13 protein-coding genes are annotated in these 13,685 nt (G+C 60.5%); 8 read left to right on the forward strand and 5 right to left on the reverse strand.

Features of this window, described 5'->3' with window-relative positions:
- Nucleotides 1-69: 69 nt before the first annotated feature.
- The gene (locus H9646_RS03670; protein WP_191721985.1) at nucleotides 70-1,482 is read right to left on the reverse strand and encodes an FAD-binding oxidoreductase; all 1,413 of its coding nucleotides are present in this window, start codon (nucleotides 1,480-1,482) and stop codon (nucleotides 70-72) included.
- A gap of 129 nt (nucleotides 1,483-1,611) precedes the next feature.
- Nucleotides 1,612-1,956: an EF-hand domain-containing protein gene (locus H9646_RS03675; RefSeq protein ID WP_191721986.1), complete on the reverse strand. Its 345-nt coding sequence runs from the start codon at nucleotides 1,954-1,956 to the stop codon at nucleotides 1,612-1,614.
- A 163-nt stretch (nucleotides 1,957-2,119) separates the two neighbouring features.
- Between H9646_RS03675 and H9646_RS03680 the strand changes: the two genes are divergently transcribed.
- A complete protein-coding gene (locus tag H9646_RS03680) occupies nucleotides 2,120-2,689 on the forward strand; it encodes a cob(I)yrinic acid a,c-diamide adenosyltransferase (RefSeq protein ID WP_191721987.1) in 570 nt (189 codons plus the stop codon).
- A 192-nt stretch (nucleotides 2,690-2,881) separates the two neighbouring features.
- Entirely contained in the window at nucleotides 2,882-3,787 is a 906-nt protein-coding gene (locus H9646_RS03685) for a LysR substrate-binding domain-containing protein (protein WP_191721988.1), read from the forward strand.
- Nucleotides 3,788-3,805: 18 nt separating this feature from the next.
- Here H9646_RS03685 and H9646_RS03690 read toward each other — a convergent pair whose 3' ends face one another.
- Entirely contained in the window at nucleotides 3,806-5,026 is a 1,221-nt protein-coding gene (locus tag H9646_RS03690) for a D-amino acid dehydrogenase (protein ID WP_191721989.1), read from the reverse strand.
- A 292-nt stretch (nucleotides 5,027-5,318) separates the two neighbouring features.
- On the opposite strand from H9646_RS03690, the gene H9646_RS03695 reads away from it, so the two are divergent.
- Nucleotides 5,319-6,200 (forward strand): amino acid ABC transporter substrate-binding protein, encoded by an 882-nt coding sequence (locus tag H9646_RS03695; protein ID WP_191721990.1) that lies wholly within the window; start codon nucleotides 5,319-5,321, stop codon nucleotides 6,198-6,200.
- 2 nt (nucleotides 6,201-6,202) lie between these two features.
- Nucleotides 6,203-6,955: an aspartate/glutamate racemase family protein gene (locus tag H9646_RS03700; protein ID WP_191721991.1), complete on the forward strand. Its 753-nt coding sequence runs from the start codon at nucleotides 6,203-6,205 to the stop codon at nucleotides 6,953-6,955.
- A 69-nt stretch (nucleotides 6,956-7,024) separates the two neighbouring features.
- Here the strand turns inward: H9646_RS03700 and H9646_RS03705 are convergent, their stop codons facing one another.
- Together H9646_RS03705 and H9646_RS03710 are read right to left on the reverse strand one after the other, a co-directional pair.
- Nucleotides 7,025-7,450, reverse strand: a complete 426-nt coding sequence (locus tag H9646_RS03705; RefSeq protein WP_191721992.1) for a hotdog fold thioesterase — start codon at nucleotides 7,448-7,450, stop codon at nucleotides 7,025-7,027.
- A gap of 77 nt (nucleotides 7,451-7,527) precedes the next feature.
- Nucleotides 7,528-8,076, reverse strand: a complete 549-nt coding sequence (locus H9646_RS03710; RefSeq protein WP_225213973.1) for an acyloxyacyl hydrolase — start codon at nucleotides 8,074-8,076, stop codon at nucleotides 7,528-7,530.
- A gap of 233 nt (nucleotides 8,077-8,309) precedes the next feature.
- Here H9646_RS03710 and recQ point away from each other — a divergent pair, with 233 nt between their 5' ends.
- The 4 genes from recQ to H9646_RS03730 all read left to right on the forward strand — a co-directional run bounded on the left by recQ (nucleotide 8,310) and on the right by H9646_RS03730 (nucleotide 13,576).
- Nucleotides 8,310-10,175, forward strand: a complete 1,866-nt coding sequence (gene recQ / locus H9646_RS03715; protein WP_191721993.1) for a DNA helicase RecQ — start codon at nucleotides 8,310-8,312, stop codon at nucleotides 10,173-10,175.
- A gap of 74 nt (nucleotides 10,176-10,249) precedes the next feature.
- Nucleotides 10,250-11,920 carry an isovaleryl-CoA dehydrogenase gene (locus tag H9646_RS03720; protein ID WP_191721994.1) on the forward strand — a complete coding sequence of 557 codons (1,671 nt, stop codon included), beginning with the start codon at nucleotides 10,250-10,252 and terminating at the stop codon, nucleotides 11,918-11,920.
- Nucleotides 11,921-12,066: 146 nt separating this feature from the next.
- Complete coding sequence (locus tag H9646_RS03725) at nucleotides 12,067-13,266, forward strand: threonine ammonia-lyase (protein WP_191721995.1); 1,200 nt, start codon at nucleotides 12,067-12,069, stop codon at nucleotides 13,264-13,266.
- Nucleotides 13,267-13,432: 166 nt separating this feature from the next.
- Entirely contained in the window at nucleotides 13,433-13,576 is a 144-nt protein-coding gene (locus tag H9646_RS03730) for a hypothetical protein (protein ID WP_191721996.1), read from the forward strand.
- Nucleotides 13,577-13,685: the final 109 nt, after the last annotated feature.

The raw sequence follows: 13,685 nt of genomic DNA on the forward strand, positions 1-13,685 counted from the left end.
GCCCATGCTTGTTTTCAGATATAAAACACTTTGAAAACAAGCAATAACAAGCGCTTATAGCTTTGTTTTTTATAGTGCAAAGACTTTGCCCGGGTTCAAGATGTTCTGCGGATCCAGTGCCTGCTTGATGGCGCGCATCATGGCAATCGCGCCCTCGCCGCACTCCTGGACCAAGAAATCCTGCTTGTGAATACCAATGCCGTGCTCACCCGTGCAAGTGCCTTCCATGGCGATGGCGCGGTGCACCAGGCGGTGATTCAGCGCTTCAGCGCGGGCGCGTTCATCGGCATCATCGGGATCGATCAGGTAGCCAAAGTGGAAGTTGCCGTCGCCCACGTGGCCGACTAAAAAGTACGGAATGCCACTGGCGTTCACTTCATCGATTGATTCGAGCAAGCAGTCCGCCAGACGGCTGATGGGCACGCAGGTGTCGGTCGTGATGGCGCGGCAGCCCGGGCGGCTTTGAATGCCGGCAAAGTAGGCGTTGTGGCGGGCGGTGAACAGGCGTGTGCGCTCTTCGGGGGTGTCAGCCCATTCAAAGCCCTGGGCGTTGAATTCGGCCGCAATGTCCTGCACCAGTTCGGCCTGCTCTTTCACGCCGTTGGGACTGCCGTGAAACTCCATCAGCAGCATGGGTTCTTCGCGCAGCGTGAGGTTGCTGTGCTTGTTGACCATGGCCACAGTGGCAGCGTCCACCAGCTCGACACGCGCAATCGGCACGCCCATCTGGATGGTCTGAATCACGGTGTGCACGGCATCGGCAATGCTGGCAAATGAGCACACGGCGGCACTCACAGCCTCGGGCAGCGGGAACAGGCGCAGCGTGATCTCGGTGAAGATGCCCAGCGTGCCTTCGCTGCCCACCATCAGGCGTGTCAGGTCGTAGCCGGCAGCGCTCTTTTTGGCACGGTTGCCGGTGCGAATGATGTCGCCGCTGGCAGTCACCACCTCTAGCGCCAGCACGGTCTCGCGCATGGTGCCGTAGCGCACGGCGTTGGTGCCGCTGGCGCGTGTAGCGGCCATGCCGCCAATGGAGGCGTCAGCGCCGGGGTCGATGGGGAAAAACAGGCCCTGGTCTTTGATGGCTTCGTTCAGCTGCTTGCGCAAAATGCCGGGCTGCACAGTCACCGTCATGTCTTCGGCGTTGATGCGCAGCACCTGGTTCATGCGGCTGACATCCAGGCTGATACCGCCTTGCACGGCCAGCAAATGCCCTTCGAGCGACGAGCCTGCGCCATACGCAATCACGGGCACGTTGTGCTGCGCGGCCAGCTTGACGGTATCGGCCACATCCTGGGTGCTGTGCGCGTAGACGACAGCCGCAGGCGGGGGCGCCTGGATGGAGCCTTCGTCGCGGCCATGCTGCTCGCGCACGGCCTGCGCAACAGAGCACTGCGTGCCAAAACGGGCAGTCAGCGCTTGCAGAAATTCAGGGGAAATGGCGCGGGGCAGCAACTGCTGCGAGGTGGTGGGTGCGTTCATCGTAGGGCTCCAAATGCAGCCAAAAAGAATACCACCTCAGGCCCCGCTGTGGCCCCCGTAAATAGGGGGCGCTGCATTCGCCGCGCAGCGGTGACACCGGCATCTGGCATCGCCGCTGCAGCAGGGCGCTTACTTGTGTTTTTGAACGCCCAGCAAGAATTCTTCCATCGACAGGCTGCCATTGCCATCACGGTCCCATTGTTCAAACTGGGCGGCAACGCTGGGCAGGTTTTCTGCTTCCTCGCGCGACAGCAGCCCATCGCGGTTCAGGTCGGAGCGCATGAATGCTTCAGAAGGGGTGATGGGCTGCACAGCGGGAGCAACGGGTGCAGGTGCTGTTTTGGCGGGGGCCTGCGAGGAGGGCGTATTCGGCGTCTGAGCCAAAACCGCAGAGGTACCACCCACCGTCAAGCTGGCAAACAGCAGCAGGCTGCGCATGTCAAAGGTGTGGGGTTTGCGTGCGGTAGTGTTCATGGCAAGAGTCCTTGTCGTATTCAACATGGCTCCATTGCAAGGCATGCAAGGGCTGATGTCCACGCTTTTTGCCGGCTGTTTCCCCCACCAACATCTGCCAGCATCATGTAACGCACAATGCCCGTTTTGCACGTGTTGCTTGCGTGCGCAACCAGGAGTTCTTATGGGTAATCGCCTTTCACAAATCGCCACCCGCACCGGGGATGACGGCAGCACGGGGCTGGGCGATAACACCCGCGTTTCCAAAAGCACCGCGCGCCCCCACGCCATGGGTGATGTGGATGAGCTGAACTCGCACATCGGCTTGCTGCTGTGCGAGGCACTGCCCGATGGCGTGCGCGCAGTGCTGGTGGATGTGCAGCATGAGCTGTTCAACCTGGGAGGGGAAATTTCCATCCCCGGCTATGAACTGCTCAAGGACGATGCACTGCTGCGCCTGGATGAAGCGCTGGCCCACTACAACGCGCAGTTGCCGCGCCTGCTGGAGTTCATCTTGCCCGCTGGCACGCGTGCGGCGTCGCAGGCGCACGTCTGCCGCACCGTAGCACGCCGCGCAGAGCGCAGTGTGGTGGCGCTGCAAGAGGTGGAGACCATGCGTGCCGCGCCGCGCCAGTACCTCAATCGCCTGTCAGACCTGATGTTTGTGCTGGCCCGCGTGCTCAACCGCGTGGACGGTGGCGATGATGTGTACTGGAAAAGCGATCGCCTGGCCAAGCTGCAAGAGGGTGCGTGAAACAGTCAGCTGGGCATTGGTAGAAACGCTAAAAAAAGAGCGAACAACGCTCATAAACAATTGGTTTCACGGTGTTTAACATCTGAAATCATTGCTTGGAAAGCGCTGCATGCTCTTTTTTTGTGATACGGGCATGCATGTTGCTGAAAGCCCCAGGTAGAACACACGGCCTTTGCAAGGAGTTGGACGGTTATGCGCTTACGGCACATTGAGGTGTTTCATGCGGTGATGCAGACCGGCAGCGTCAGCGCCGCTGCGCGTTTGACCAACGTGACGCAGCCGGCCGTCAGCCGCACGCTGCAGCATGCGGAGCTGCAACTGGGCTTTCCACTGTTTGAGCGTGTGCGCGGTCGCCTGACGCCCACCAATGAAGCGATGGCGCTCTTTCCGCTGGTGGAGCGGCTGTACGAGCAGCTCGACGAGGTGCAGCGTCTGGCAGCCAATTTGCGCCACGGCCATGCCAGCGACAAGCTGCTGGTGCTGAGCGTGTTTGCGCTCAGCCGCGAAGTGCTGCCGCACGCGGTGGCGCGTTTTCGGCAAAAGTACCCGCAGGTGCAAGTGAACGTGCAGGCGCTGCATACGCCGCAGGTGGTCTCTGCCTTGCTGCTGCAGGAGGCCGATGTGGGCTTTGTCATCAGCTCTGTTGGTCAGCCCGCGCTGGAACACGAAACGCTGGCCGAGGTCGATATGCACTGCGTGCTGCCCAAGGGGCTGCTGCCGCCATCACGCATCCACACCAAGGGCATGACGCTGGAGGATTTGATTGATGTGCCGCTGGTGGCGCTGGATGTGAAAGACCCGCTGGGCATGCGCATCAACCAGGCCTGCCGTGAGCATGGTGTGGGCCTGTCTCCGGTGGTGACGGTGCAGACCTACCACGCGGCCTTGTCAATGGCGGAGTACGGCCTGGGGGCCGCCATTGTGGATGGCTGCACGGCATCTGCTGCAGATCTGCGCAAGGTGCACGTGGTGCCGCTGCTGCCGCGCATCACGGTGAGCGTGAATGCGCTGCATCTGGCCCAGCGGCCCAGCTCTGTGCTGGCGCGCGCCATGACGCAGGAAATGCGCAAGGCGCTGAAAGAAATTCTGGGCAGTTAAAAACTGGCAGGCAGCTGTTTACGCCGTCTGCATTTGCTGCAGTAAACGCTGGGCAGAGCCAAAGGCCAGCGTCAGCCCCAGTGCACCATGTCCGGTTTGCAGCCACAGGTTGCCGGGCCCGCCGCGCTGGCGGCCGGTGATGGGCAAGCCCGTGGGGGTAGCGGGGCGCATGCCCGTCCATGGCTGCACATCTGCCGTCTGGTTGAGCTGTGGAAACACTTCACGCGTCGATTGCTGCAGGCTGGCAATGCGGTCGGTGTGCAACGTGGTGTCGGCGCCCACAATTTCCACCATGCCCGCAACACGCAGGCGCTCTCCAATGCGCGCAAACACCACCTTGCGCGTGGTGTCCGTCACGCTGACCAGCGGCGCTGCGTGGGCTTGTTGCGCCGTATCCATCGTGATGCTGTACCCCTTGAGCGGATAGACCGGAATGCGCAGGCCCAGCTGGCGGGCGTGCTGCGCGCTGTCCCAGCCGCTGGCCAGCACAAAGTGATCGGCCTGCAAGACGCCTGTGGCGGTGCGCAGCGCATGAATGCTGCCCCCCTGCACGTCAAAACCGTGCACCGTGGTGTCAAAGCGCATGTCTGCGCCGCGCTGCTGCAAAAGGGTGGCTAATTGCTCGCATAGCACGCGGCAGTCCACCACGCTTTCGCTGGGGGTGTAGACCGCACCGGCCATGCGCGGGGCATAGCTGCCAAGTGCGGGCTCAATACGGGCCACCTGGGCGGCATTCATGATGTGCTGCGTGGCACCACCCATGCGGGCTTGCAGGGCCACTTGCTGGGCTGCGGTATCTAGCGCTTCCTGCGTGGGGTAGAGCACCAGTTTGCCCGGAGTTTTGTGGTCGCAATCCAGCGACTCCTGTTGCAGCATCTGCTCAAAAGCCACGCGGCTTTCTGCCGCCAGACTGAGCAAAGACTGCGTGCTGGCCTGCGAAGTGGCGCTGTTGCATGCCTGTAAAAAACCGAGGCCCCAGCGCCACTGTGCGGGATCGGCCTTCAGACGAAAGCGCAGGGGCGAATCTTTCTCGGTCAGCAGCTTGGGCAGCATCTTCCAGATGCCCGAGTCTGCCAGCGGTTGCACGTAGGCAAAGCTCAACTGCGCACCATTGCCGCCGCTGGCGCCTGCCGCAGGTGCCGCGCCGCGATCGACCACGGTGACGCGGTAGCCCGCCTGCTGCAAAACATACGCTGTTGCCAAGCCGGTGATGCCGGCGCCCACGATACACACATGCATTTTTCGTTTCTCCCTTGCTGGCCAAACTGTAGGCCCAGGCAGATAGGGCAGGGCATGGCGTTTGCGATCTAGGGTATGCCCTGATGTTATGAGTTGGATGGCAATCGCTTGGCCAGAGATGCCCATATTTGTGCGCCGGGCACTGTGATGAGCCATAGCTGCACCCGCATGGTGAAAACCCTTCCATATCCATAATTTGTGGGCATGGGTTGGCGTGCAAATGGCATCACACACGCAGCAGTGTCGTTCCTACACTGGCCTATCAATTCGTAGCCATCACAAGGGAAATTGCATGAAATTTCGTACCACTTTGCTTTGCGCCAGCATGGGTCTGGCTTGTCTCGCCACAGCGCATGCCGATACCCTGGCCAAAATCAGTGAGCGTGGTCAGATCACCGTGGCCTACCGTGAATCGTCCATTCCCTTTAGCTATCTGGATGGCGGTAAACCAGTGGGTATCACCGTCGATATCAGCAATGCCATTGTGGAAGCGGTCAAGCAGGCCACAGGCAAGAAGGATCTGAAGGTCAACTGGCAGGCGGTGACTTCGCAAAACCGCATTCCCTTGCTGGTCAACGGCACGATTGACATGGAGTGCGGCTCCACCACCAACAACACCACACGCGCCAAAGATGTGGACTTTGCCATCAACCATTTCTATACCGGCACCCGCTTGCTGGTGAAGAAAACCTCGGGCATCAAAAACTACAGCGACCTCAACGGCAAGACCGTGGCTGTGACCTCAGGCACCACCAACTTGCAGGTGCTGCGCAAGGCCAACGCTGAAAACAAATGGGGCATGGAAGTGGTCATGCCCAAAGACCATGCCGATGCCTTCTTGCTGGTGGAAAACGACCGCGCCGTGGCCTTTGGCATGGACGACATTTTGCTGTTCGGCCTGATTGCCAACGCCAAAAATCCAGCGGCTTACGAAGTGGTGGCCGATGCGCTGCAGGTGGAGCCCTATGCCTGCATGCTGCGCAAAGACGACCCCAAGTTCAAAACCCTGGTCGATGGCGTGATTGGCGACTTGATGAAGTCGGGCAAGTTCACCACCATGTACGACAAATGGTTCATGAAGCCGATTCCTCCCACCAACTCTGCACTGGGCCTGCCCATGAGCGATGCGCTCAAGAAGAACCTGGTGGAGCTGAGCGACAAGGCAGCGTTCTAAAAATGGCTTCTGGTAGCGGGTTCCCCGTACGCAGTGTTGGTATTTTGGGGGGGATGGGGCCTGCTGCCGGAGCCGACTTCGTACGCCTGTTTGTGCAGGCGTGCACCACGTATCTGCACACAAATGGGCATGCGGTGCGTGATCAGGCATTCCCTGAACACTGGCTGGTGCAAATGCCCATACCTGACCGCACGCAGGCTCTGCGCACAGACCCGCAAGGCCCAGCCGGGCCTGCCCTGCACATGCTGCAAGGCATGGGGCGTCTGGCTGCGCTGGGCGTTGGCAGTGTGGCGGTGGCCTGCAACACGGCCCATGTCTGGCATGGGCAGCTGCAGGCCCAGTTTCCGCAGTTGCAGGTGCTGCACATTGCCCAGGAGACGGCGCGGCATCTGCAGGCACAAGGGGCCCAGCAAGCCATGGTGCTGGCCACGGCAGGCACGTACCAGACAGGCCTTTATGACCAGGCCCTGAGCGCTTGCGGCATTGCCCCGCTGGTGCCCGACGCTGAGGGCATTGCACGGCTGATGCAAGGCATTTATGACGGAGTGAAATGTGCAGACTTGGCACTGGCGACGCAGTGTTTTGGTGACGTACTGTCCACCATGCGTGCACGCTATGGCGATGTGCCCGTGATCATGGGGTGCACCGAAATTCCACTGGCATTGCCCCAGGCGACGCAAGCCCAGGATGTGCAGCTGATTGACCCCGCCTGGATCCTGGCCCAGGCCCTGGCCAGGCAGGCCTATGAGCGCTAGCAAAGGCTGGCGCCATCCATAAAAAAAGCTTCGCATGCGAAGCTTTTTTTCAGTGGCGCAGCCGCTGCGTCAGTCTTTGGGAGCAAGAATGGCCATGGTGATGCGAGACACGCAGGTGAGCTTTCCGCTGTCGTCGACCATGTCGATTTGCCAGACATGGGTGGTTTTTCCGATGTGCACCGGGCGTGCGGTGCCAGTCACCCAGCCGCTGCGTGCCGCACGCAGGTGGTTGGCGTTGATGTCCAGGCCGACGGCCGCATGCCCTTCAGGGCTGGCGTGGTAGGCCGCAATCGACCCCAGTGTTTCTGCCAGCACCACGCTGACACCACCGTGCAGCAAACCAAAAGGCTGTTTGGTGCGGTGATCAACCGGTACGCGCCCGACCAGGAAGTCGTTGCCAACCTCGGTCACTTCAATGCCCAGATGGGCCACGGCCGTATTGGCGCTGCGGGCGTTGATTTCATCCAGTTGGGTGGGTTTGAGCCAGATCGACATACACATGTTCTCCTAAGCGACAACGCCGCATCATGCGGCGTTGTCGGTGGCGCTGTTGTTAACTGTGTGACAGTTTCTCAGAACGCCCGGGCGTAGCGCAGCTGTAGAAAGTTAATGCCAGGGTTGGGTTTTTTAATGCCCGCATTGGAGGCATGCTGAACGCGCAGCGACAGCTCATGCTGAGAAGCCGAGCCGAAGTTGCGCCCCAGACCCAGGTGCGATGCAAAGTTCCAGCGCGTTCCCATGCGTTCGTCACCGTTGTAGAAATATTTGTTGGAAACCATCAGGCCGGTGCCCGCTTCAAAAAACCAGGGCGATGTGCCTTGCGCGCCGCGCCAGCGCAGGCTGGGCCCGATGCCGATCACTGCCGTGGTAAAGCGGTGATCCGACGGATCTTTTCCAGACCAGCCTCCCACATACGCATCCCAATGGCCTCTGACGGTGCCGCTGCCCAGATTCCATGACCAGTTGCGCCAGGGCAAGGTGGCACCCACCGTGAGTGCTGCGCTGCGGTGGTCGCCAGCGCCTGCCTGCACGTACATCGTCGGGGCCGGGGCGGTTTGTGCCAGTGCCGAGGCTGCCCACAGCAACCCCGCCGAAGCCATCATGAAAGACTTGTAGACCATATCTATTTCTCCTTTGTGCGTTCAGCTGGCAAAGCGAAGCGTTGTGTTTTATGGAAATACAGTTAAATCTTGGCCACGCAAAACCCAATTTTCTGCAAGCCGAATTCGACAAAGCATGGCCGAAAAACCATAAATATGTGTTTGCCCTCAGCAAAGTGCACCTCAGCGCACAATAAGCGCCTGGCGGGCTGACTGCCCTCGATGTTTGTTTTGTTGTTGGATTGGGTCTCTCTGTGTCCGCCGTTCACTCCGTTTTGAAAGATACCTTTGGCTATGACGCCTTTCGTGGGCCGCAGCAAGCCATTGTGGAGCATGTGACGGGCGGAGGCGATGCCCTGGTGCTGATGCCAACGGGCGGCGGCAAAAGCCTGTGCTACCAGATACCGGCCATCGTGCGCCAGCAGCAAGGTCATGGCGTGGCCATCGTGGTCTCGCCCCTGATTGCACTCATGCACGATCAGGTGGGGGCCCTGCATGAGGCGGGCGTCAAGGCGGCGTTTCTCAATTCCTCACTTGACTGGCAGCAGGCGCAGGATGTGGAATGGCAAATGCAAAGCGGGCAGCTGACGCTGCTGTATGTGGCCCCCGAGCGGCTGGTCACCCCCCGTTTTCTGGGCCTGCTGGATGACTTGTTCGCGCAGGGCCAGCTGGCCCTGTTTGCGATTGACGAAGCGCATTGCGTCAGCCAGTGGGGGCACGACTTCAGGCCCGAATACCGAGCACTGAGCGTGCTGCACGAACGCTACGCGGGCGTTCCACGCATTGCACTGACGGCGACGGCAGACGACCTGACACGCGCTGACATCGTCGAGCGTCTGCATCTGGAGCAGGCCGAGCAGTTTGTCAGCAGCTTTGACCGGCCCAACATTCGCTACACCATCGTCGAGAAAAAAGACGTGACCAACCAGCTGGTGCGCTTGATCAAGAACGACCATGAAGGCGAAGCTGGCGTGGTCTATTGCCTCTCGCGCCGCCGGGTGGAGGAGCTGGCGCAGACGTTGCAGGACAACGGCATCAACGCCTTGCCCTACCACGCGGGCCTGCCATCGGAGACGCGCCAGCTGCACCAAAACCGCTTCTTGCGTGAAGACGGCATTGTGGTGGTGGCCACCATTGCGTTTGGCATGGGCATCGACAAGCCCGATGTGCGCTTTGTGGCACATGTGGACATGCCGCGCAACATCGAAGGCTACTACCAGGAAACCGGCCGCGGCGGGCGCGATGGCCTGCCTGCACACGCATGGATGGCCTATGGCATCTCGGATGTGCTCAACCAGCGGCGCATGATTGACGAAGGCAATGCCGATGAAGCATTCAAGGCCGCATTGCGCGGCAAGCTCGATGCCTTGCTGACGCTGGCCGAGGCCACGGACTGCCGCCGCCAGCGCCTGCTGCAGTACTTTGGCGAGGCATCGCAGCCTTGTGGCAATTGCGATAACTGCCTGAACCCGCCCGCCATCTGGGATGGCACCGACGCTGCGCGCAAGCTGCTGTCCACCATCTTTCGCGTGCATGAAATGAGCCAACTGACTTTTGGTGCAGGCCACATCATGGATGTGCTGCGCGGCAAGGTGACGGACAAGGTCACGCAGTATCTGCATGACAAGATTTCGACGTTCGGCATTGGCAAGGAATATTCAGAACAGCAGCTGCGCGGTGTCATGCGCCAGTTGCTGGCCACCGGCGCCTTGGGCTTGCACAAGGTCACCAGTGAGAACAGCGGCCACGTGTTCGACACGCTCACCCTCACACCGCAATCGCGTGTGGTGCTGCGCGGAGGCATGCAGGTACTGCTGCGTGAATCGGTGGCTGCCACACGCACGCGCAGCAGCAAGCGCACATCTCCCACCAGCGCGGCGGCCATCAATCTGGGGCCGGATGCACAGGTGCGCTTCATCAACCTCAAGGCCTGGCGCTCCGAGGTGGCCAAGGCGCACGATTTGCCCGCTTACGTCATCTTCAACGACGCCACCCTGGTGGGCATTGCCGAGCGCAACCCGCAAACACTGGACGACCTGCAAGGCATAAGCGGCATTGGCGCGAAAAAGCTCGAAGCCTACGGTCAGGAAGTGCTGCGCGTTGTCGGGCTGAGCAACTAGCAGCTAGCGTTGACCCTGTTGGTGCAGGGTTCAGCCTCTCCTAGACTGAGCGTGCTCTACAAAGGAGGCGTGTGATGAACCCTTGGGACACCCACGAAGTTCACAATCAGGTCGACGAGCTGATGGATGTGAACCTGCTCAACGCCGATCCCGCGCTGTGCGCAGCCTTAGAACGTGCAGGTGCTCAGGCGTGGCTGCCGCAACTGCAATCTTATGCCCAGCAGCTGGGTGCACGGCATACCTGGGAGCTGGCCCGTTTGGCCAATCAGCATGGACCTGCTTTGCAGCGTTTTGATGCCCGCGGGCGTGTGATCGATGCTGTGGAGTTTCACCCGGCGTGGCATGCACTGATGGCCATGTACCGAGCGCAGGGGCTGATCAGCCTGCCGTTTGATAACGAGCAGCCGGGCCGCTGGAGTGCCTGGGCCGGTGGTTTTTATCTGCATGGACAAGTCGAGCAGGGCACGTTGTGCCCGGCAACGATGACCACTGCGGCCATTCCCCTGCTGCGCAAAGAAGCGGCGTTATGGCACGCACTGCAAGCGCCGTTGTTCAGCCATTCCTATGACGCAGCCGATGCCCCGATTGCGGGGAAAAAATCTGTCTGGCTGGGGATGGGCATGACCGAGAAACAAGGCGGCTCTGACGTGCGCGCCAACACCACCATGGCAACGCCCATTGGAGCGGGTGGGCGTGGTGCGGCGTACCTGCTGCGTGGGCACAAATGGTTTTTTTCTGCGCCCACCAGTGACGCACATCTGGTGGTGGCCCGCGTGGGCAAAGAAGGTGGTCATGCCTGCTTTTGGATCCCTCGCTGGCGGCCCGATGGCACGCACAACGCGGTGCGCATTCAGCGCCTCAAAGAAAAACTGGGCAACTGCAGCAATGCCAGCAGTGAGGTGGAGTTTGAAGACGCCTACGCTGTGCTCATGGGGGAAGAGGGGCGTGGCATTGCGACCATCATTGAAATGGCGAGCATGACCCGGCTTAACTGCGTGCTGGGCAGTGCAGCCATCTTGCGCACGGCCACCGTGCAGGCACTGTCTTATGCGCGCCAGCGGCAGGCATTTGGCAAAGCTCTGGCGCAGCAGCCTTTGATGCGCAGCGTGCTGGTAGATCTGGCACTGGAGAGTGAAGCGGCCATGCAGCTTGGCATGCGTTTGGCACAGGCCTTTGAGCTGGAAAGTGATCCGTTGCAACGCGCGTGGAAACGCATCCTTACGCCAGCGGCCAAGTTCTGGGTGTGCAAGCGTGCGGTGGCATGCACGGCCGAAGCCATGGAAGTGCTGGGCGGCAATGGCTATGTAGAAAGCAGCGTGCTGGCGCGCTTGCTGCGCGAAGCGCCCGTCAACTCCATCTGGGAGGGTTCGGGCAACATCATGTGTCTGGACGTGCTGCGTGCCATGGCCAAAGAGCCTGAAGCGGCGGCCCTGCTTTTGCAGGACCTGCACCAGCAAGCATCGCAAGCGCCGCTGCTGCAAAAAGCTTTGCAGGATTTGACGCAGATGCTGCGCCAGCCTCCTGCGCTGCAAGAAGCCCACGCGCGCCATACCGTACAGCAACTGGTGCTGGTGGCCCAGGCGTGCTTGCTGCGCAGCCATGCGCCCCAGGAAGTGGCCGATGCATTCATTGCCACCCGGCTGGGCACAACGGCTTCAGGCTGGGTGGTCGGAGCCATTGCTGTACCACCGGCAGACATTCAGGTCATTTTGGAGCGTGCGCTGCCGACAGTGAAAAGTACGTAGCAACCCACGCACAGACAGCAAGCAATACGCATGGGGCAGGCATGGAAATGCAGCATTCAAAAGTGCAAGGCGCTCAGCGAAGCTGAAAAGAATTTTGCAGCGGCATGGGCTGGGGCTTTGAAACATTGGGACAGAATGTGCACACCATGCTGAGCTACTCCGATATCCAAGCCGCCGCCACCCGCCTGCGCGACCACGTGTTGCACACGCCCTGCGTGGCATCGCAAACCCTGTCCGACATTGTTGGTGCACAGGTGTTTTTAAAGTTTGAAAACCTGCAGTTCACGGCCTCGTTCAAAGAGCGTGGTGCTTGCAACCGGCTGCAGCTGCTGACGGAGCAAGAAAAGGCCCGAGGTGTGATCGCCATGAGCGCGGGCAACCACGCCCAGGGGCTGGCCTACCACGCGCAGCGCATGGGCGTGCGTGCGGTGATCGTCATGCCGCGTTTTACGCCCGGTGTGAAGGTAGAGCGCACCCGTGGATTTGGCGCAGAAGTGGTGCTGCACGGTGACACGCTGGAAGCTGCACGCCAGCATGCTTACCAACTGGCGCAAGAACAAAACCTGATTTTTGTTCACCCGTTTGACGATGAAGCCGTGGCAGCAGGACAGGGCACGCTGGCCATGGAAATGCTGGCCGAGCAACCCGATCTGGACACCCTGGTGGTGGCCATTGGCGGTGGTGGCCTGATTGCCGGCATTGCCACGGCAGCCAAGGCGCTCAAGCCCGGCATGCGTGTGGTGGGGGTGCAGACCGAGCGTTTCCCGTCCATGCTCAATGCCGTGCACGGCAGCCATTTGCCCATGGGCACTTCCACCATTGCCGAAGGCATTGCAGTCGCTACTGCGGGGCAGATCACCCAGCAAGTGGTGCGCGAACGGGTGGATGAGCTGTTGCTGGTGGATGAGGGGGATATTGAGCAGGCGGTGCTCATGCTGCTGGAGATTGAAAAGACGCTGGTAGAAGGCGCTGGCGCTGTAGGACTGGCAGCCCTGATCCGCCACCGAGACAAATTTAAGGGCCAGAAGGTGGGCCTGGTGCTTTCGGGCGGCAATATCGATCCTCTGCTGCTGGCAGCCATCATCGAGCGCGGCATGGCGCGATCCGGGCGGCTGGCGCGCATCCGCGTGAGCGCACGCGATATACCCGGTGTGCTGGCCAAGATCACCGCCACCGTGGCTGAGGCGGGGGCCAACATTGAAGAGGTGCACCACCAGCGCGCCTTCACCATGCTGGCGGCTCAAAATGTTGAAATCGATTTTGTCCTGCAAACCCGCAACACGCAGCACATTGAGCAGGTGCTCAAAGCCCTGCGGGATGCGGGCATGGAAGCCATGCGCGTGTAAAGCGGCTGTTCCTGAAGTGCTGCTGCAGGCATCTGCTGGTCTGACAGCAGTCTCAGGGTTTGCCTGTGGCGAAGTACGCAGCGTGCTGCCTAGAATGAATTGCCAGCCGTGGTGTCTGAGACACCCGGTCTTTGTGTAACCCGCTTGCTGTAAGGAGGTCTTGTTGATGAATCAATCCCACGATCCTGCTGTGACACAGCCGCCCGAAGATGCTGTGGAAGCCGTAGTGCACGTGATGCCTGTGGTGCTGCCTCTGGTTGGGGCCGCCATGATGTTTCTGCTGGCCTTTATTGCGGTGAAGATGGCCTAAAGGGGGCGCTGAGCGGAAAGTTTTTTTCAACGGCGCAAAGTTCAACCTATAAAAAAGCCAACTGCAAAGCAGTTGACTTTTTTCGTGACCGTTGAGCCACCGCAGGTGG

Origin of the sequence: Comamonas avium, assembly GCF_014836675.1 — a bacterium.
Taxonomy (GTDB): domain Bacteria; phylum Pseudomonadota; class Gammaproteobacteria; order Burkholderiales; family Burkholderiaceae_C; genus Comamonas; species Comamonas avium.

What these genes read in the sequence shown, in the direction of transcription:
- H9646_RS03670 (WP_191721985.1), bottom strand. Translation starts at nt 1,482, where the DNA reads ATGAACGCACCCACCACCTCGCAGCAGTTGCTGCCCCGCGCCATTTCC.
- H9646_RS03675 (WP_191721986.1), bottom strand. Translation starts at nt 1,956, where the DNA reads ATGAACACTACCGCACGCAAACCCCACACCTTTGACATGCGCAGCCTG.
- H9646_RS03680 (WP_191721987.1), top strand. Translation starts at nt 2,120, where the DNA reads ATGGGTAATCGCCTTTCACAAATCGCCACCCGCACCGGGGATGACGGC.
- H9646_RS03685 (WP_191721988.1), top strand. Translation starts at nt 2,882, where the DNA reads ATGCGCTTACGGCACATTGAGGTGTTTCATGCGGTGATGCAGACCGGC.
- H9646_RS03690 (WP_191721989.1), bottom strand. Translation starts at nt 5,026, where the DNA reads ATGCATGTGTGTATCGTGGGCGCCGGCATCACCGGCTTGGCAACAGCG.
- H9646_RS03695 (WP_191721990.1), top strand. Translation starts at nt 5,319, where the DNA reads ATGAAATTTCGTACCACTTTGCTTTGCGCCAGCATGGGTCTGGCTTGT.
- H9646_RS03700 (WP_191721991.1), top strand. Translation starts at nt 6,203, where the DNA reads ATGGCTTCTGGTAGCGGGTTCCCCGTACGCAGTGTTGGTATTTTGGGG.
- H9646_RS03705 (WP_191721992.1), bottom strand. Translation starts at nt 7,450, where the DNA reads ATGTCGATCTGGCTCAAACCCACCCAACTGGATGAAATCAACGCCCGC.
- H9646_RS03710 (WP_225213973.1), bottom strand. Translation starts at nt 8,076, where the DNA reads ATGGTCTACAAGTCTTTCATGATGGCTTCGGCGGGGTTGCTGTGGGCA.
- H9646_RS03720 (WP_191721994.1), top strand. Translation starts at nt 10,250, where the DNA reads ATGAACCCTTGGGACACCCACGAAGTTCACAATCAGGTCGACGAGCTG.
- H9646_RS03725 (WP_191721995.1), top strand. Translation starts at nt 12,067, where the DNA reads ATGCTGAGCTACTCCGATATCCAAGCCGCCGCCACCCGCCTGCGCGAC.
- H9646_RS03730 (WP_191721996.1), top strand. Translation starts at nt 13,433, where the DNA reads ATGAATCAATCCCACGATCCTGCTGTGACACAGCCGCCCGAAGATGCT.